Below are 16,321 nucleotides of genomic sequence, written 5' to 3'. Positions count from 1 at the left end.
TCCGTATTCTCAAGTCCAGAATCGTCTACTAGTTTATTATCGACATAGATTTTCCCCGGGTTAACAGTTATTCGTTATTTGTATAATGAAATTTTCAACAATTTCAAAATCAGCCGCTTTTATCCGATAAACTTAATATATAAAATGAACTACGAGGTACATAACTATGGCAAAAATCGGTATCGACCTGGGAACATCGAATTCCCTTGCAGCTTATTGGACAGAGCATGGTCCGGTCATTATTCCTAACTCGCTCGGCAAGCATTTAACGCCTTCCGTGGTCAGTTTGGACGACAACAACGAAGTTTTGGTAGGCCAAATCGCCAAGGAGCGGATGATTACACACCCCCATCTTACAGCCGCCACTTTTAAACGTTATATGGGAACGGACAAGATGTACCGGCTTGGGGAGCATGAGTTTTCTCCCGAGGATTTATCCTCTTTTATACTGCGGGCCTTAAAAGAAGACGCCGAAGCCTACTTGGGCGAAGAGGTCGAAGAGGCCGTCATTAGCGTGCCCGCCTATTTTAACGACGCGCAGCGGAAAGCGACGTTGCGCGCGGCGGCTTTGGCCGGATTGCATGTGGAGCGGCTCATCAGCGAGCCTACCGCGGCGGCGGTGTCTTACGGCCTGCACCAGCAGGAAGCGGACACTAGGTTCCTTGTTTTTGACTTGGGCGGCGGCACGTTTGACGTATCCGTGCTTGAATTGTTTGAAGGCGTGATGCAGGTGCAGTCGATCGCCGGGGACAATTACCTTGGCGGGGAGGATTTTACCGGGGTGCTGCTGTCGCATTTCGCGGAAACTCACGGAATTGATTACGCGAACCTGGCCACCAAAGAAAAGACGGCGCTCATTAAACAAGCGGAAATGTGCAAACTCGTTTTAGGGAACGAAAACACGGGGGAAATGGTGTTTGTGCACGAAGGCCAAACCCTGCAGCTGACGGTGAACCGCAGCCAATACGAACAACTGGCCGCGCAGCTTCTCCTGCGGCTGCGGAGCCCGATTGAGCGCGCGCTTCGCGATGCGTCGCTAGCGCCGCATGACCTCGACGCCGTCATCCTCATCGGAGGAGCCACCCGGATGCCGATCATCAAATCGATCGTCAGCAAAATGTTCGGAAGACTTCCCTTTTCACAGATTAATCCGGACGAAGCGGTCGCTTTGGGCGCCGCCATCCAGGTGGCCTTGAAAAACCGTGACGCCAGCCTGCAGGAAATGATCCTGACCGATGTATGCCCGTTTACGCTGGGAACAAGCATAGCCAAAGAGATTAAAGAAGACGTTTATGAAAGCGGCCATTTTCTCCCCATTATCGAACGCAACACGCCGATTCCGGTCAGTAAAGTGGATCGCGTATATACGATTCGGGACAATCAGACATTCGTTCGCGTCGACATCTACCAAGGCGAAAGCCGCAGAGTGGAAAATAACGTCCGGCTGGGCAATCTCGATATCCAGGTGCCTGCCGCTCCCGGAGGCGAACAGAGCATCGACATTCGGTACACCTACGACATCAATGGCGTGCTTGAGGTTGAAGTTACGGTAGTAAGCACCGGCGAGAAAAAAACGATGATTATCGAGAAAAACCCGGGCCAAACTTCCCCGGAACAGATCAAAGCCCGGCTGGAAGAGCTGAAGCATCTGAAAATCCACCCGCGCGACCGCAACGAAAACCGCCTGCTGCTCGCCCGCGGAGAACGCCTATACGAGGAATCCCTAAGCGAAAAACGAGATTACATCGCTAGTCTGATCCTGGATTTCGAACGGGTTCTCGCCTCGCAGAACGAACAGGAAATCAAGAAGAAGAGCGTCATCTTCAAGCAGAAGCTCGACTCGCTGGAAAGGTGGACCGAGTTTTAAAAGTTTCAAAAGCCGCCCCTGAATAAACTCGGGGATCGGCTTTTTGTTTGTTGACACGGAAAATGGAACCTGATATAGTTCTTTTAGAATTTTGATAATGATTATCATTATTGATTTAACGAAAATGAAAATACTAGATTACATATGGGGGAGGTTTATCATGTTTAAGAGAAAATCCGTACTTTCCGTTGCGGCCTGCGTCTTTACGCTGACCCTGGTCTTAAGCGCTTGCGGCGGCGCCAATCAGGCGGGCGGGAGTACGAACACCACCGCACAAAATACGGGCACTAAAGCCGCTGCCGAGGCGAACGGCCATGCCGAGGTGACTGCCGCCGGGACTCGTACTTACGATACGGTCAAGGGGCCGGTCGAAATTCCGGTGAAGCCGAAACGGATCGTGACCGACTTCTACGCCGGAGAGCTGCTGGCTGTGGGTGGCAACGTGGTAGGCGCCGAACCGGACGCCTTCAACAATCCGTTCCTCAAGGATCTGCTGGCGAACACCGAGGATGTCGGGGCAAACCCTGTCAATTTGGAAAAAACGCTTGAGCTGGCGCCCGATTTAATCGTGGTGATGTACGACGAAAATTACGACGAGCTGTCCAAAATCGCGCCAACGCTGTACCTGCCTTACGGTACGACCACCGACATCCACAACACCGTGGAAACGTTCGGCGACATCGTAGGCGAGCCCGAGAAAGCCAAAGCCTTCCTGGCCGACTATGACCAAAAAGCCGCCGAAGGCCGGGAAAAGTTGAAAAGCGTAGTGAACGAGGACGACACGTTTGGGATCTATGAGCTGACCAATAAAGGCGAGTTATGGATTTTCGGGGACAACGCCGGACGCGGAGGCCAGGTACTGTATAACGCGCTGAAGCTTAAGGGGCCGGAAAAATGGGATCCGAAGGAATCCACCTTCCAGCTATCGCTGGAGGCGCTGCCGGAATATGCCGCCGATTACATGTTCCTGACGACCTACGATCCGGACAAAACCGGGGAAGCGCTGAACAACCTGAAAGCCTCCCCGGTTTGGAGAAACATCGATGCGATCAAAAACAATAAAGTGTTTTACAATGACTTCGACACGTTTTACCGCTACGACCCGATCGCCATCAAGGAACAAATCGGCCTGTTCGTCGATATGATTATCGCCAGCAACAAAGGAAAATAAAAGCGGGGGTCGCCCAGGCGGCCCTTTCCCCTTCAGGCGCCATCGACATAAAGCCGGTTCCCCGGCCGCGCTTTTGGGGCATCGTTTTTGGACTGCAGCAGGCCGGCGTACCCTCAAAATTCCGGCATAACATCCCGTTCATATTTTAAGGCAGCTTCCTGACCGGTTTTTTAGGCTGCCGGGGCTTCCAGGCCACGAGCAGCCCGGCCGCGCCGCAAGCTTGATTAACGGAGTCAAGCCGTTCCTCCCCTACTTCCCACATCCACTGATCATTGCCGATCCGGGTCAACAAGCCGCGTTCTTGGCTGCCGGTAATCCAATCCTCCAGCTTCACGCCGTCTATCACCATGTTTAAATGCCGGCTATTCAACAGATTGCACGGATATATCATCCGCAGCATTTGATCTACATAACGGCCTTCTCCGTTATACAGACCCGGCGTTTCATGTTTAAACGCAAAACCGTTCTCGTACGGGAACAATGCCGTGCCGTTGTCTCCGCCCGCATAGTAATACGAATTCGTCATTTTGCCCGCAGCGTATAATATCCCATAGGGAACTTGGGCCCTCTCCGCCACATCTTTAAGCCAGCCCGTCAATTTTATGTATACGCTGTCGGCCGGAAACTCGCACAAGGCGGCAAGATGCGGGAAGCTTCCGAACCCGCCGGTTTGGCGGGAGAAGGCGGCGTGCCAAGGCACGGAACCTTTTCTTTCACAGTAAAGCCAGAAAGAATCGGCCTCCCCTGCGAAAATCTTCTCTTTTAACCGGTCCAGGGGCACTTCCACGAGATCGTGGTCCCCTTCATGGTCGCCTGGAACCGCGGAATCGGTAGGTACTAACGGACTGAACCCGTCTATTTGTGTTAAATGCAACGCAACGCCGAGGAACCCATCGTCATGAAAAATCCCTTGCCTTTGATCAAACGGCTGGGCCTTGCTCTCAGCCAACCTGCCCCGCTCAGCTCGCTTTTCTCCCGTCCCCCGCCGCCGATAAAGCCTTGGGGCTTTTGCCCTCGAGGTTCGTGGTCTCTTTTCCGTACCTGATAAAAATCCACACCCCGCATAGGATCAACACGCCCGCCGAAAGCTGCAGCGCAGTCAGACTTTCCTTCAACAACAGCCAGGCGAGCAGCGAAGCGAACACCGGTTCGCCGAGCACAGCCATCGACACGGCCGAGGCGCTGAGATATTTCATCAGCCAGTTAAACAGATAATGTCCAAACAAGGTGGGGACGATAGCAAGCAGCAGGAAAATCCCCCACTCGCGTGGAGCATACCCGGTAAACGGCTGCCCGCAGATGACGTTAAATACCGCCAGTGAAGTTGCCGCGACAGCGAACACCAGAAAATTGTAGACAAAAGCGCTGATATGCTTTAGGAGCTGCTTGCCGGCCAGCATGTGGATGGCGACGGCGACCGTCCCTAGCAGGGACAGTAAATCGCCGGTCACCGCTTGCCCGGACAGCGAAAAATCCCCGGAACCGATGGCGATTGAACCGATGAGCGCCATGCCAATGCCAAGCATCATCGCCTTGTTGATTTTTGCCCCAAACAGGAAAAAGGAACCGAACATGACCAGGATCGGCTCCAACGTCAAGATGACGGTAGAACTGGCTACGGTGGTCAAACGGAGCGACTGCATCCACAGCAAAAAATGAAGCCCCAGCATACAGCCGGAGAAAAGCAGCTGCGCCCACTGCTTGGCGCTAAGCCGGAATATCTCCTCGCGGTATTTCCACAGCAGCGGGAGCATCAACAAATTGGTTAAATATAAGCGGTACATCGCGATCACCGACACTTCCGCGCTCGACCAGCGGACAAAAATCGAAGAGAAAGAAATGGCGATGATCCCGATGATGTAGAGGATTTCGTATTTCGCCGATAGTTTGGCACTCGAATTCATACTGGCAGGTCCCTGCTTCCGTGGTTAGTCTATATCCGTTCATAATGCGAATCGCAAACCCCTATATTATAGCGAAACCGCGAAATATCCTCAATCAAATTTGGCAACGAAAAATGGTGAAATTCCGGTCCGGCTTTCCCCGGCAGGCAGATCGGGTTACAATGAAGATACAAACGATTCCCCGCTTAAAAGGAGCCTTACATATGCCAATAACAAGAGAGTTGTTTACGGACGCCGACTTTCAGGAAGCCCTTGACCGCAAGCAGCGCGTTCGTGTTTTCCGGGACGACCATCTTATCGAAAATAACACGCAGATCATTCGTTTTACCGAAGAGACGATTATTACCCAATCCGGTGTCAGCGACATTACTTACCATCCGCGCCGGGAATGCCAGTTTTTCGAGATTCGCAAATAAGGGAGGTTATTCGAGATGAATCCAACGCCTTTGATCCAACCGATCGTATCCAAATCATGGGTCCTTGCCCGCATGTACGAGCCCGACCTTGTCATTGTCGATTGCCGCTTTGAGCTCGGCCATCCGGAGGCGGGGCGCGAAGCTTACGCCGCCGCCCATATTCCCGGTGCCGTCTTTCTCGATCTCGAGGAAGATCTCTCGGCACCGGTAGACGTGCACGGCGGGCGCCATCCGCTGCCCGCCCCGGAAACACTCGCGCAGCGGCTGGGCCGGGCGGGAATCGGCAATGCCTCCCGGGTCGTCGCGTACGACGACCAAGGGGGCATAAACGCCGCCCGGTTATGGTGGCTGCTGCGCTGGTTGGGCCATGACGAAGTCTACGTCATGGATGAGGGCTTTGCCGCCTGGCAGGCCGGCGGCTACCCGGTCACCGATGAGCGGCGGACTGTCGTACCCGCCGCCTTCACTCCCTCCCTCCGGCCGGACATGCTGGCCGGCGTGGAGGACGTCCGCCGGTCGCTCGGCAATCCCGGCACCGTGCTCGTCGACTCGCGCGCCGCGGAACGCTATGCCGGCCTCACCGAGCCGCTGGACGCCAAGGCCGGGCATATCCCCGGCGCGCTCAACCGCTTCTGGAAGGAGCTGCTCGACAAGCGCGGAGCCTGGAAAAGCGACGGCGAACTGCGCGAGCTGCTGGCGCCGGTAACCGCCGCGCTGAACGAAGGCCGAGAGGTCATCGTGTACTGCGGCTCCGGTGTCAGCGCCTGCCCCAACGTACTCGCCTTGCACAAGCTCGGCTATCCGCAGGTGAAGCTTTACGCGGGAAGCTGGAGCGATTGGATCAGCTATGCGGAAAATCCAATTGCTCCAGGAGAAGAATAAGAGCCGAGATGCCGCGTCGGACACTGGCTTGGGGGCTTTGACAGGTTAGGGGCAAGTGACCTGTTTCGACCCTTATTGGCGTTCTCGTTCAACAGCTTGAAACAAAGAAGAAGAAAATAGTTTTTTCTCCGATGGTAATTGCTGTATCAATTCACTTGTCTATGCGTTACCGCATATGTTAAAATCGCAATAGAAAGACCGAGTGCAGCGAACACTCGGCCTATACAATTGGCTTGGATGGGTTTCCCTTCTAAGCTGAAAAGGACAAAAACCCACCTTTGGCCGCTAGACCTTGGGGTGGGTTTTTACTTTCTCTTGTATTATTCGCGATGTATGTTAGAAGAGCAATGACAAATGTTGAAAAAGCGATCATGATGAGACTTGCATCGTTTATTTCCATGGTTTCACCTCCTTTCGAAGGGAAACCACGCCCACCCAAGGTTCAATTGTACAACTCTATCTTTAACGTTTATTTGACATGCTCTCAGGCGTTCCCGTTTCTCGAAAATCTCAATTCTCGTATGATTTCACTTTCATCACGACCTACTTCTACAAAGCCCAGAGAAACATATAAATTGGATGCTCGTTGGTTTTCAGGCCGATGCCTAGGTAGGATTTTGGGTACAGTCGTGTTTTTTCCGGTTCAACCTAATCATCAGTGCTTGACAGTCAAGCCGACAACAGACCGTGGCCTGGAGCGAGACTCGCTATCCGGAGGCTTTGCACGATTATCCCGTTTGACCAGGTGACTGGATTTCTGAACCAAAGGGATGATCGTGCAAAGTGGTTTGGAGAGACACCTCCCTCCCCCCATCTCCGTCATCATTTATTTTGTCAAGCACTGATTTTGGTCTTGAGCCGTTTTTCGTTCCATCCACCATCCCCCACTTCAGTTTTGTTTCATTTGGCTATAAAAGAAGGCCGCGCTGAGTGCGGGCCTTAGTTTGGCAATATGTTGGGGGTGGAATTCGTACATCTCAGCCCTCAAACTTGTTTTGCCATTTGGTCGGGAAACAACACTATGTCCATTTGTATGACTTTCAACACCGGACGATTTAGTTTTAAACAAGTTTCGGAAGGTTCCTCTAAAAAGTACGATTCCCGACTTTAACTTTCAAACGCTGCGGAAAAATAGGAGATGAATATGGATATCATAATCCGAGAACTCACAGTTAAAGATTATTGTAGATTCCACCCTCGTCTTGTCTTTGACAGGCGGGCAAATCGATTTCACGGTGAAAAAAATCCCCGGCTATACAAAAAGTTATTCTGATCCTCCATTTGAAGACGCGGAGGAAGAAAACTACTCGGATTACATCGACAACCCCGATCAAATCGTGTATTTGGCTTGCTGGGGGAATCAGGCTGTCGGCCGTCTCGTATTGAAACGAAACTGGAACAACTATGCTCTTATAGAAGACATAGCCGTAGACAAAAACTACAGAGGGTACGGAATCGGGCGCAAACTGATCGAACAAGCGCATTCATAAAAATAGCGATGAAACTGCGATATTTTGGTATCTCATTTTTGAATGAGCATAGTCCCCAAATTGCCGGGCGGCCTGCGTGGCCTTAGCACAATCGCACAGCAGAACCGCGGCCTCTACGTAATTCCAATAATTTTAGCGTCTCCGCATACCTTCCCGTTCTATTGAATTCCTCAGCTTTATCCCGTATAATTCCCACCGCCTTGCACCCCCCGCATTTAATTTGCTGAAGCTTTGATCATCTTCAAAAAGCCGTACACCTGCTTCATAGAGATTCCGAGTTTCCTTGGGGCGGCAGCTTTGATTATACGATGAAGGTCGCTCATATCGGCGAACTGGATCGGCCCGAGCCTTCCGAATTTAATTTGGAAGAAGCGGGCAGCGAGAGGCCCTGCGACCTTGAACCATGTAAGCAGAGGCAAGAGCCCGCGTATGAACGCAGGCTCTTGCCTTCCCCCGGCCGGCTCGGCTTATTCCAACAACGCAACATTTAAAGCGAGAGCAGCTGTCCCAGGCCTTCTTTTAGCGGCGGTTGGGCTTTTTGAGCCGCTCCGGCCAGTTTTTTCACACTCCCGAAGATCCGGCATAGAACCAGCTCGCGTTCATAAGCTTCCTTGCCTTTCAGTGCCTCGAAGAGCGCTTCGGCAAGCTCAGGGCGGTCGATGGCTGCATTTTTAACCGGTCTTCCCTCCTCGTTGCCTCCCAGCAAAATAGACACGAGCACCGGCATATGTTCCTCATTCATGCCATGCGCCTCAATAAATGCCTCCGCATAGCCATCCTGCACCATTTGATGCTCCGTGTCCACAAGGTCCATATAGCGGCAGACCAGTTGAAAGTAAGACTCGCTGTACAAGCCGAGGCCCAATACGGCATAGGTGCCCGGCATCACCGATTTCTCGCCCGGTTCCACATCCCGGTACCAAGCGAACTCTTCCATTGCGGCATCCGCATATTCCGCCAGCTTGGGGAACAGGGCCGGGTAACCAAGCGCATTAGCAAAAAATTGATGCAGCTTGGACTTCGCCAGCTTTTTTATCGGCAGAAAATGCTTTTGGCTACTCTTCAGCTTAAGTTCGTAGCTTTTAGGAAAACCCTGCCGCAGAAGGCCGATGATGTAATCCAGCGCTTCTTCGTAAGCAGGCTCCTCTTCGGATAAGATTCGAATCTCGATCGTCTGCGTAACGTCGTTATTCCTGCCTTCGACCCGCGCCCCTTTATAGGTACTCGCAAATTTTCCGCTGCCCGCTTTCAAATAATCGGCTGCCTGTTCCGAACCCAATTGGACCGCAAGCTCCAGGTATTTTTGCCGGGTATCCGGTTCGGTGAAACCGATCTGCAGGGCCGCATATAAGAAGAATTCCATTTCGCCAACATCCAGGGTCGGCCTGTTCGGCTCCTCCTTCAAAATCCACTCGTTTCCATAATCATTGGCACAATCAAAATGCCGCGATAAAAAACGATCCTGCGCCCAGCCCTTAAACGCCGATGTATAATGCCGGATCCATTCGTTTTTGCGGTTCTGGTTCTTATGCAGCTTGGCGGAAAGACGGCGGATCAAGGGATCAATCTCTCCCGCTTCCTGCTTCATCAGATCGGGATTGACCAAATGTTGGGCGAAAAAGAACATGTCCTGCTCACCCGGCCGCACGGGCGGATCAGGGAGAATCTTGGTTTGGATAAACTGTTCCAGCGACTTTTGCAGTTGGCTCCGCTTGGGCTCATTAAACAACTGGCGGTTCAACGTTAGTTTCGATCTTTCCCGTTCAAACTCAAATACAATTTCAAACTTGTAATCAAAAAAACGGGAACCAAGCTCCTCCGAGCGGAACAGGCCGTCTACAAGCCCGCACAAGGCAGGAAAGAACTCCTCGGTCAGCAGTTCATCGCTCAACTCCGTTATATAAGCACCTGCAGCAATTTTGTAGGAACTGTCGCTCCAGGAGAACGGCTCATAAACATCGATGTGAATTTTCCCCGCTTCCCAGGTATGCTTGCCTTTTCTCCAGGCTACTTGAAGATAATCCATGATTCCTGCCTGCAGCCTGCTTTGATTTCTAAGTTCATTGATCCGCTTGCTTTCTTTGGCGTATATCGCGGTGACTTCTTTCCACACCTCATTCAAAAAAGCTTCCACGGCCTGGTTCATTGTCTGTCCTCCTGTTTCACTAAAGCGATGACGATATTTGCAACTATTTCAACGATAGGCCATGAGACATGACTTTCTCTTTATCCCAGCATTCCCCGGATCGGAGCAGCTTTCGTTTCCCCAAAGGATACATTGATTTCACTGCGGATTTCAATCCCCTGTTCAAAAAGTTCAACTTCGACGCTCAGCGCAAACGGCGTTTCAATCTGCCGAATCGTCAGGAGCAGCGTTACCTCGTTTCGCCAGGTAAAAGAGGCGGCGATCCGTTCCTCCGGTCCGGACAGGGACGACCGCCCGATGATCCATTCGGCCCGGCCCAATTCAAGGGTATGTTCTCCTTGCTTGTTTTGGATCAGCAGACTGGCCTTATTTTCGTTAAATTCCACGCGGAAACTTGTCAGACCCAACTCGTTTTCTTCAAGGCTATAGTTTTGCCCGTTTATCCGCTTTTCGGCGTCCGAGCAACGCTCCAGCCGCGGCGGTTCAAGGCGAAGCTCCCGCAGCCGGCGCTCCAGCTCTCCGGACGAACCATCAGGAACAGCCGGGACCGGCCCAAAGGCGCCAAGCAAATGATCCCATACCCCGTTCAGCACGCCCTGAAGATCGTTCGTGCCCGAGGTCATCGCAATCACCGCATCCTGCTCCGGCAAAACGATGCAAAACTGTCCGAACGCCCCGTCCCCCCGATAAACGCCATGACGGCAGCGCCAAAACTGATATCCGTACCCTTGCGCCCAGTCGCTGTCCCCGCTGTCCCCGCTGTCCCCGCCGTCCCCGTTGGAAATCTGCTTCGAGGTCGCCGCGTCAATCCAGCTTTCTTCCACTAGCCGCCGGCCGTACCATAACCCTTTTTGCAGATACAATTGGCCGAATTTGGCGATATCCTCGGTCGTAACTTTTAAGCCGTAGCCCCCCGTATGGATGCCGCGCGGACAGGTTTCCCAAGTCGGATGTTCAATGCCAAGCGGCTCAAACAACCGGGGCTGCAAAAACTCAAGCAGTGTTTGACCGGACGCCTGCTGCAAAATCGCCGACAGCATATAGGTAGCCCCGGTGTTATACAGGAAAAACGTTCCGGGCTCATGTTCCACCGGCTGCTTTAAAAAAGCCTTGACCCAGTTGCCGTCCTCCGCTTCGTGCAGCGCTTCCGTTGTATCGGCGGCATGGCCGGTGCCCATCATCAGCAAATGGCGGATTTGCATCGCGCCCAGATTGGGTGGAACCTCGTCAGGCAGATCATCCGGAAAAAAGGAGATCACCGGGTCGTCCAACGTCAGCACCCCTTCCTGCACCGCCATACCGATCGCGGTCGAGGTGAAGCTTTTGCTCAGCGAAAACAGCATGTGAGGAAGCTCAGGTCCATAGGGTGCCCACCAGCCTTCCGCCGCCACATGTCCATGGCGCACCAGCATAAAGCTGTGCAGCTCGATTGATTGCGTTTTCATTTTGTCCAGAAAATCGATGACATGACGAGCCGAAATTCCCAGCTCCTCCAAACTTTTTCTCGGCAGCATTTTTCCCAAGGTGTTCATGTTTCCATCTCCCTTATTTGGAATTTTTGGAACTTGAAACGGGCTGATTCAATTATAGATAAAAAACGGCGGCTTATGTTACGATAATTACAGAAAAAAATCAGGAGATTACGACCATGCGCAAAAAAATTGTAGCCATCGATATGGACGATACGATCTGCCATCTCGTGCCGAAAGCGATACACTATCACAATTTGCTGTACCCCGGCCAGCCGCTGACCATGGAGAAGATGACCAGCTTTGATATGACGAAAATTTGGCATCCCGATTGCAATGAGGACATTTTTTTCGGACGGCCGGGTTTGTATGAAGAGCTTGAAATTTTTGACGAGCACACGGTTGAAGAAGTGCGGAAAATCACGCTCGAACATGACGTCATCATCGTTACGGCCGCCAGACCATCCGCGGTTCCGGAAAAATGGAACTGGCTGCAGCGGTATATGCCCTTTATTCCGTACGAGAACTTTTTTATCGCCAGACGCAAGTCCCTGGTCAATTTCGACCTGCTGATCGATGACGGACCGCATAACCTGCTCCCCGCCAAGGAAGCCGGCAAATTAACGATCGGCATTCCCCGCCCCTGGAACGCGCCGATTCAGGAACGGTTCCTGATGAAAGATTCCTGGGATGGCATGAGTGAGTTGGTTAACCGCCTGCTGGCCGAAGGTTCATGAAAATGAACGTTCGGCCTCGCTTCTTTTATATCGATTTCCTATCAAGCATATAAGAATCATATATTTCTCCTCTTCGGGTTTTGGCGTTATGCTGAATGCAGCAGGAGCGTAAAAAGTTCCCATGCCGAAAATGAAGGAGCTGGGCCAAAATGAACGTTTACGACTTTCAAGCCGCGTCGATCGACGGCAAGCAAATTGAATTATCCGCCTATCGCGGAAAAGTTCTCCTGATCGTCAACCTGGCCAGCAAATGCAGCTTTTCGCGCCAATTCGCCGGGCTGCAGAAGCTTTACGAAACCTGGAAGGACCATGGTTTTGAAATTCTCGGATTTCCTTGTAACCAGTTCAATGGTAAAGAACCCGGGAGCAATGCTGAAGTGCGGGAAACGTGTCAGCGGGATTTCGGCGTAACGTTCCCTCTGTTTGAGAAAGTGGATGTTCGCGGCGAGACGGCGCACCCGCTTTTTCAATATTTGACCGAGCAGGCGCCTTTTCAAGGATTTGATCCGGAAAGTGCTGACGACCGGTGGATGAGGGATTTTTTGCGGCAAAAATATCCCGGCATCTACGCGGGCAACGGGGTGAAGTGGAATTTCTCGAAGTTTTTGATCGATCGTGACGGCCAGGTGAAAGAAAGATTCGAGCCCACGATACAGCCGGAAAACATCCACTCTTTCATTGAACGGGTCATCGGATAATTGACGGCAACCCTCTTGACAACATTACTTGCCTCCTGTATTTTTGTTGTACATACAAAATAAATTCGGAATAGATTCGCAGCTTCGATCCGATAAGGAGGAACTTTCATGCCGCAGGAACCAAACAGCGCCACAGAGCCGGCCTCTGAACAAGACGGCACTTTTTTGCACACCTGTATGTATTTCACCACCAACCGCTTGAGCCGGGCGATTACGCGCCTCGCCGACGAGGCGTTTGCCATGACGGGGCTCGCCCCGGCTTACGGTTACCTGGTGCGGCTCGTCATCGCCAACCCCGGCATCACCCAAAAGGAGCTTTCCGAGAAGCTGTACATTACCCCCTCCACGTTGACGCGTTTCATCGACAAGCTGGCGGGAAAGCAGCTGGTGGAGCGCAAGGTCCAGGGAAAAACCGTACTTGTGTACCCGACGGACAAGGGGATCGCCATGAAGGAATCGCTGCTTGAAGCTTCCAAAAAGCTGAAAGCCTCCTACGAGGCTATCCTCGGCAAAGAATTGGCCGAGGCGCTGACCCGTCAGCAGGAATCCGCAAGCGAAATGATCGAGCGCTAAAGTGTGATGTACGAGGCATAACCGCGGCGCCGGCGTGCAGAGCAGAGCACAGTACGCAGCGCGCAGCAGGAAAAGCGCCAAGGGCTTTTCTATTTTCAATAATTTTGTATGTACAAACAAAATAGAAAAAAAAGGGAGAACCATACGATGAGCTTAACGAAGGAACAAGGCCAAATCAGGCCCAAATCGAAGATTTATTACGGCTGGATTATCGTCCTGCTGACCTTTGCGACTTTGCTCGTATCGGCGGGCATCCGCTCGCTGCCCAGCGTTTTGCTCGTTCCGTTTGAGCATGAATTCGGCTGGAGCCGCGGCAGCATTTCCAGCGTCATCTCATTAGGCATTTTCCTATACGGGCTGGTCGGCCCCTTCTCGGCAGCCCTGCTGCTGAAGTTTGGATTCCGCAAAGTCATCGTATGTTCGCTGGCCATTTTAGGACTTAGCCTGGCCGTTACTCCTTTTATCCGCTCCTTGTGGCAATTCGAGCTGCTGTGGGGGCTCGTCTCCGGGCTGGCGACAGGTATGATGGCCAATGTGCTGGGCGTGACGGTCAGCAATCAGTGGTTCGTAAAGCGCAGAGGGCTTGTCGTCGGACTGCTGACGGCCAGCGCCGCTACCGGTCAACTGCTGTTTCTGCCGCTGTTCGCCAAATTGACATCCGATTTCGGCTGGAGATACGCGGTTTATATCGCCGTCGCGAGCATCGTAATCGTGCTTGCGGCCGTAGCCGTCTGGATGCGCAATCACCCGTATGACGTGGGCACCGCGCCGTACGGCTCTGACGAACTGGTGAAACCGGCCCCTTTCCAAGGAAATATTTTTCTCGCGCCGCTGCAAAATTTACGGTTGGCTTTGGGGAGCGCAACGTTTTGGCTGCTCGCCGGCACCTTCTTTTTTTGCGGCTTGTCCACGAACGGGCTCATCGGCACGCACCTGATCGCCGCTTGCGGAGATCACGGGATCCTAGAGGTGGCGGCTGCCGGGCTGCTTGCGATGATGGGGGTGTTCGATTTGTTCGGCACCACGATTTCGGGCTGGTTGTCCGACCGGTTCGACAGCCGCAAGCTGCTGTTCTGTTATTACGGGCTGCGCGGGTTGTCCCTGCTGTTTCTGCCCCTTGCGCTGAATAGCGCCTCGCCTTACATGCTTGTCGTCTTCTCCGTATTTTACGGCCTCGATTGGATCGCGACCGTTCCGCCAACCGTCAAGCTTGCGGGCGAAGCGTTCGGGAAGGAGAAATCCGGCATGATCTTCGGTTGGGTCGTCGTCGCCCACCAGATCGGCGCTTCGGCGGCGGCTTACGGCGCAGGCGCTCTGCGCGACGCACTCGGCAGCTACTCCCAGGCTTTTGTCATCGCCGGCTTCTTATGCTTCGCCGCCTCGGTGATGGCGGTGCAAATCCGCAAAAACCAAACCGGCAGCACCCGGGCGGCGGCTTAATCCGCCGTAAGAAAAACTTCTATAGAGTAAGTGAGTTTGCGTCAGAACTTCAGGCAGAATTGTAGTTGGGGAGCTCCGTAAGTGAGTTTGCGGTGGTAGCCACTACCTAGCGATAGCGGTAATTTTTACCGCTATTTTGATGTTCTCCCCCTTGTCAGCGGAATAGAGGAAATTTTTGGTCTTATTTTGATAAAAACCTTGGGTAGAACCCCAAACAGCCCCCATTTTCCAATAATAACGGTAAAAAGTTCCTCTATTTCGAATAAGCACCCTGCTTTGGCAAAAATAGAGCCCTTTTTTACCGTTATTTCCGCAGACAAGGTACGCCTACTCCCAAATAAACTAACTCCCTTGACCATTCAAGGGAGTTTAACCGGTTTCCCATACTTCACCAGCACATGCCACAGCAGCTTAAGCTCCTGCAGCACTTCCGCATAGGTGCCCCGGTCGCCCCAGGCCGTTGGGTCGCGCTTCAAATCCATGGCCGCCTCGCCGATCATGCGAACATCCACGCGCCCCTGACGTGCAATACGCTTTGCCAGGGAAGGCATCGCCGGCCCCCGAAAATCGCTGGGCACCTCCTCCACCGGAAGCGCAAAGCCTTGATGCCAATATAGCTTAATCGAATACCGGCGGCACAGCTGTTCCAGCGTTTCTCCCACCGGGGCATTTTTGAACGAAGGGTCGGCCACCAGCGCCTCGACGTCTTTTTCCAATGAAATGTCGCCGTGTACCTGGGCTTCGATATAATGGTTCAAGTTGCGCTGCGGCTCCCTCCCCGCCGGGTCGGGAAACGGCTGATCCAACCGGGCCAGCAAATGCTCGAAAAATTTCCGCGGTGTCAGCTCCTTTTCGCCAAGCGCGGAATCCCTGAGAAAAATCTCCTTCAGCAGAGCCGCCAAAATCATCTCAAACTCCGCCAACGTCCCTTTTTCCTTCGGGTCATCGTGGGAATCCATATACGTAAAGGTAGCCCGGCAGGTAACTTCCGGCGCCAGCAGGAAATAACACGACCCGAACCGTGGCGCCGGCCCGTCCGGATGGAGCATCAGGTTCAGGGCGCCGTATTTGGGCCGTTCGCCTGGCGCGGTGCTTTCCGATGGATAGGCTCCGCCGAATAGGCGTTGCTCCCAAAGATCCCGCGCCCCGCCAGGGTAGGCCGTCACGCTGCCGCTGGACAGCAGAGTCTCGAACTGGCTTTTATATAAGCCCTGCTCGACCATCGCCTCCGCAACACTGCGCATCATCGGATCCGGCCGGTCCGGATGAAAATGCATCGCGATCCGCGCATGCGCCTTCAGTTTATTCATGGCCGCCTCGCATGTAACGGGAGCAATATTCGCCATATGCAAAATCTCCTCGATTTCTTGCCGCGCACCCTCCTTATGTTTTGCCGCGTAATCCGTAACATGCTCTAATGCCAAGCTTTGCGAATGCGTTAGATTCATAGACAAGTACCTGCACTTTCCTCGTTTAGCTTCTCAACATAAACTATTAATTTATTAGTATAGGCCCAATCTTTAGAAAG

Annotated in this window: 16 protein-coding genes; 9 read left to right on the top strand and 7 right to left on the bottom strand. The window is 52.8% G+C overall.

Annotation, left to right across the window (positions count from 1 at the left end; translation table 11 throughout):
• Window positions 1-166 precede the first annotated feature (166 nt).
• Both ACLD72_RS15155 and ACLD72_RS15150 read left to right on the top strand, forming a co-directional pair.
• Window positions 167-1,867 carry a molecular chaperone HscC gene (locus ACLD72_RS15155; protein ID WP_411002976.1) on the top strand — a complete coding sequence of 567 codons (1,701 nt, stop codon included), beginning with the start codon at window positions 167-169 and terminating at the stop codon, window positions 1,865-1,867.
• Between the two features lie 160 nt (window positions 1,868-2,027).
• Window positions 2,028-3,038 carry an iron-hydroxamate ABC transporter substrate-binding protein gene (locus ACLD72_RS15150; protein WP_411002990.1) on the top strand — a complete coding sequence of 337 codons (1,011 nt, stop codon included), beginning with the start codon at window positions 2,028-2,030 and terminating at the stop codon, window positions 3,036-3,038.
• A 145-nt stretch (window positions 3,039-3,183) separates the two neighbouring features.
• Here ACLD72_RS15150 and ACLD72_RS15145 read toward each other — a convergent pair whose 3' ends face one another.
• Window positions 3,184-3,987 (bottom strand): hypothetical protein, encoded by an 804-nt coding sequence (locus ACLD72_RS15145; RefSeq protein WP_411002975.1) that lies wholly within the window; start codon window positions 3,985-3,987, stop codon window positions 3,184-3,186.
• A 10-nt stretch (window positions 3,988-3,997) separates the two neighbouring features.
• On the bottom strand, window positions 3,998-4,942 hold the full coding sequence (locus tag ACLD72_RS15140; RefSeq protein ID WP_411002974.1) for a DMT family transporter: 945 nt from the start codon (window positions 4,940-4,942) through the stop codon (window positions 3,998-4,000).
• A gap of 203 nt (window positions 4,943-5,145) precedes the next feature.
• Between ACLD72_RS15140 and ACLD72_RS15135 the strand changes: the two genes are divergently transcribed.
• Together ACLD72_RS15135 and ACLD72_RS15130 are read left to right on the top strand one after the other, a co-directional pair.
• A complete protein-coding gene (locus ACLD72_RS15135; RefSeq protein WP_128631733.1) occupies window positions 5,146-5,358 on the top strand; it encodes a hypothetical protein in 213 nt (70 codons plus the stop codon).
• Between the two features lie 15 nt (window positions 5,359-5,373).
• Complete coding sequence (locus ACLD72_RS15130; protein WP_411002973.1) at window positions 5,374-6,240, top strand: sulfurtransferase; 867 nt, start codon at window positions 5,374-5,376, stop codon at window positions 6,238-6,240.
• Between the two features lie 250 nt (window positions 6,241-6,490).
• Here the strand turns inward: ACLD72_RS15130 and ACLD72_RS15125 are convergent, their stop codons facing one another.
• A complete protein-coding gene (locus ACLD72_RS15125; protein WP_411002972.1) occupies window positions 6,491-6,640 on the bottom strand; it encodes a putative holin-like toxin in 150 nt (49 codons plus the stop codon).
• Between the two features lie 802 nt (window positions 6,641-7,442).
• Between ACLD72_RS15125 and ACLD72_RS15120 the strand changes: the two genes are divergently transcribed.
• Window positions 7,443-7,730 carry a GNAT family N-acetyltransferase gene (locus ACLD72_RS15120; RefSeq protein WP_411002971.1) on the top strand — a complete coding sequence of 96 codons (288 nt, stop codon included), beginning with the start codon at window positions 7,443-7,445 and terminating at the stop codon, window positions 7,728-7,730.
• A gap of 487 nt (window positions 7,731-8,217) precedes the next feature.
• Here ACLD72_RS15120 and ACLD72_RS15115 read toward each other — a convergent pair whose 3' ends face one another.
• Together ACLD72_RS15115 and ACLD72_RS15110 are read right to left on the bottom strand one after the other, a co-directional pair.
• The gene (locus ACLD72_RS15115) at window positions 8,218-9,876 is read right to left on the bottom strand and encodes a DUF6138 family protein (RefSeq protein WP_411002970.1); all 1,659 of its coding nucleotides are present in this window, start codon (window positions 9,874-9,876) and stop codon (window positions 8,218-8,220) included.
• Between the two features lie 80 nt (window positions 9,877-9,956).
• Window positions 9,957-11,408 carry a serine hydrolase domain-containing protein gene (locus ACLD72_RS15110; protein WP_411002969.1) on the bottom strand — a complete coding sequence of 484 codons (1,452 nt, stop codon included), beginning with the start codon at window positions 11,406-11,408 and terminating at the stop codon, window positions 9,957-9,959.
• A 116-nt stretch (window positions 11,409-11,524) separates the two neighbouring features.
• Between ACLD72_RS15110 and ACLD72_RS15105 the strand changes: the two genes are divergently transcribed.
• The 4 genes from ACLD72_RS15105 (at window position 11,525) to ACLD72_RS15090 (ending at window position 14,793) form a co-directional block, all read left to right on the top strand.
• Entirely contained in the window at window positions 11,525-12,082 is a 558-nt protein-coding gene (locus ACLD72_RS15105; protein WP_411002968.1) for a 5' nucleotidase, NT5C type, read from the top strand.
• A gap of 149 nt (window positions 12,083-12,231) precedes the next feature.
• Window positions 12,232-12,780: a glutathione peroxidase gene (locus ACLD72_RS15100; protein WP_411002967.1), complete on the top strand. Its 549-nt coding sequence runs from the start codon at window positions 12,232-12,234 to the stop codon at window positions 12,778-12,780.
• 108 nt (window positions 12,781-12,888) lie between these two features.
• Window positions 12,889-13,353, top strand: coding sequence for a MarR family winged helix-turn-helix transcriptional regulator (locus ACLD72_RS15095; RefSeq protein WP_411002966.1), 465 nt, complete (start codon window positions 12,889-12,891; stop codon window positions 13,351-13,353).
• A 147-nt stretch (window positions 13,354-13,500) separates the two neighbouring features.
• A complete protein-coding gene (locus ACLD72_RS15090; protein WP_411002965.1) occupies window positions 13,501-14,793 on the top strand; it encodes an MFS transporter in 1,293 nt (430 codons plus the stop codon).
• A gap of 131 nt (window positions 14,794-14,924) precedes the next feature.
• Here ACLD72_RS15090 and ACLD72_RS15085 read toward each other — a convergent pair whose 3' ends face one another.
• Both ACLD72_RS15085 and ACLD72_RS15080 read right to left on the bottom strand, forming a co-directional pair.
• The gene (locus ACLD72_RS15085) at window positions 14,925-15,113 is read right to left on the bottom strand and encodes a hypothetical protein (protein WP_411002964.1); all 189 of its coding nucleotides are present in this window, start codon (window positions 15,111-15,113) and stop codon (window positions 14,925-14,927) included.
• Window positions 15,114-15,152: 39 nt separating this feature from the next.
• Entirely contained in the window at window positions 15,153-16,241 is a 1,089-nt protein-coding gene (locus ACLD72_RS15080; protein ID WP_411002963.1) for a DUF3626 domain-containing protein, read from the bottom strand.
• Window positions 16,242-16,321 lie beyond the last annotated feature (80 nt).

Source organism: Paenibacillus lacisediminis, assembly GCF_046567315.2.
Note: the sequence above shows the minus strand (reverse complement) of the source record. Positions and strands in the feature narration are given on the sequence as shown.

What these genes read in the sequence shown, in the direction of transcription:
- ACLD72_RS15100 (WP_411002967.1), top strand. Translation starts at nt 12,232, where the DNA reads ATGAACGTTTACGACTTTCAAGCCGCGTCGATCGACGGCAAGCAAATT.
- ACLD72_RS15125 (WP_411002972.1), bottom strand. Translation starts at nt 6,640, where the DNA reads ATGGAAATAAACGATGCAAGTCTCATCATGATCGCTTTTTCAACATTT.
- ACLD72_RS15155 (WP_411002976.1), top strand. Translation starts at nt 167, where the DNA reads ATGGCAAAAATCGGTATCGACCTGGGAACATCGAATTCCCTTGCAGCT.
- ACLD72_RS15130 (WP_411002973.1), top strand. Translation starts at nt 5,374, where the DNA reads ATGAATCCAACGCCTTTGATCCAACCGATCGTATCCAAATCATGGGTC.
- ACLD72_RS15135 (WP_128631733.1), top strand. Translation starts at nt 5,146, where the DNA reads ATGCCAATAACAAGAGAGTTGTTTACGGACGCCGACTTTCAGGAAGCC.
- ACLD72_RS15110 (WP_411002969.1), bottom strand. Translation starts at nt 11,408, where the DNA reads ATGAACACCTTGGGAAAAATGCTGCCGAGAAAAAGTTTGGAGGAGCTG.
- ACLD72_RS15105 (WP_411002968.1), top strand. Translation starts at nt 11,525, where the DNA reads ATGCGCAAAAAAATTGTAGCCATCGATATGGACGATACGATCTGCCAT.
- ACLD72_RS15090 (WP_411002965.1), top strand. Translation starts at nt 13,501, where the DNA reads ATGAGCTTAACGAAGGAACAAGGCCAAATCAGGCCCAAATCGAAGATT.
- ACLD72_RS15095 (WP_411002966.1), top strand. Translation starts at nt 12,889, where the DNA reads ATGCCGCAGGAACCAAACAGCGCCACAGAGCCGGCCTCTGAACAAGAC.
- ACLD72_RS15140 (WP_411002974.1), bottom strand. Translation starts at nt 4,942, where the DNA reads ATGAATTCGAGTGCCAAACTATCGGCGAAATACGAAATCCTCTACATC.
- ACLD72_RS15150 (WP_411002990.1), top strand. Translation starts at nt 2,028, where the DNA reads ATGTTTAAGAGAAAATCCGTACTTTCCGTTGCGGCCTGCGTCTTTACG.
- ACLD72_RS15115 (WP_411002970.1), bottom strand. Translation starts at nt 9,876, where the DNA reads ATGAACCAGGCCGTGGAAGCTTTTTTGAATGAGGTGTGGAAAGAAGTC.
- ACLD72_RS15080 (WP_411002963.1), bottom strand. Translation starts at nt 16,241, where the DNA reads ATGAATCTAACGCATTCGCAAAGCTTGGCATTAGAGCATGTTACGGAT.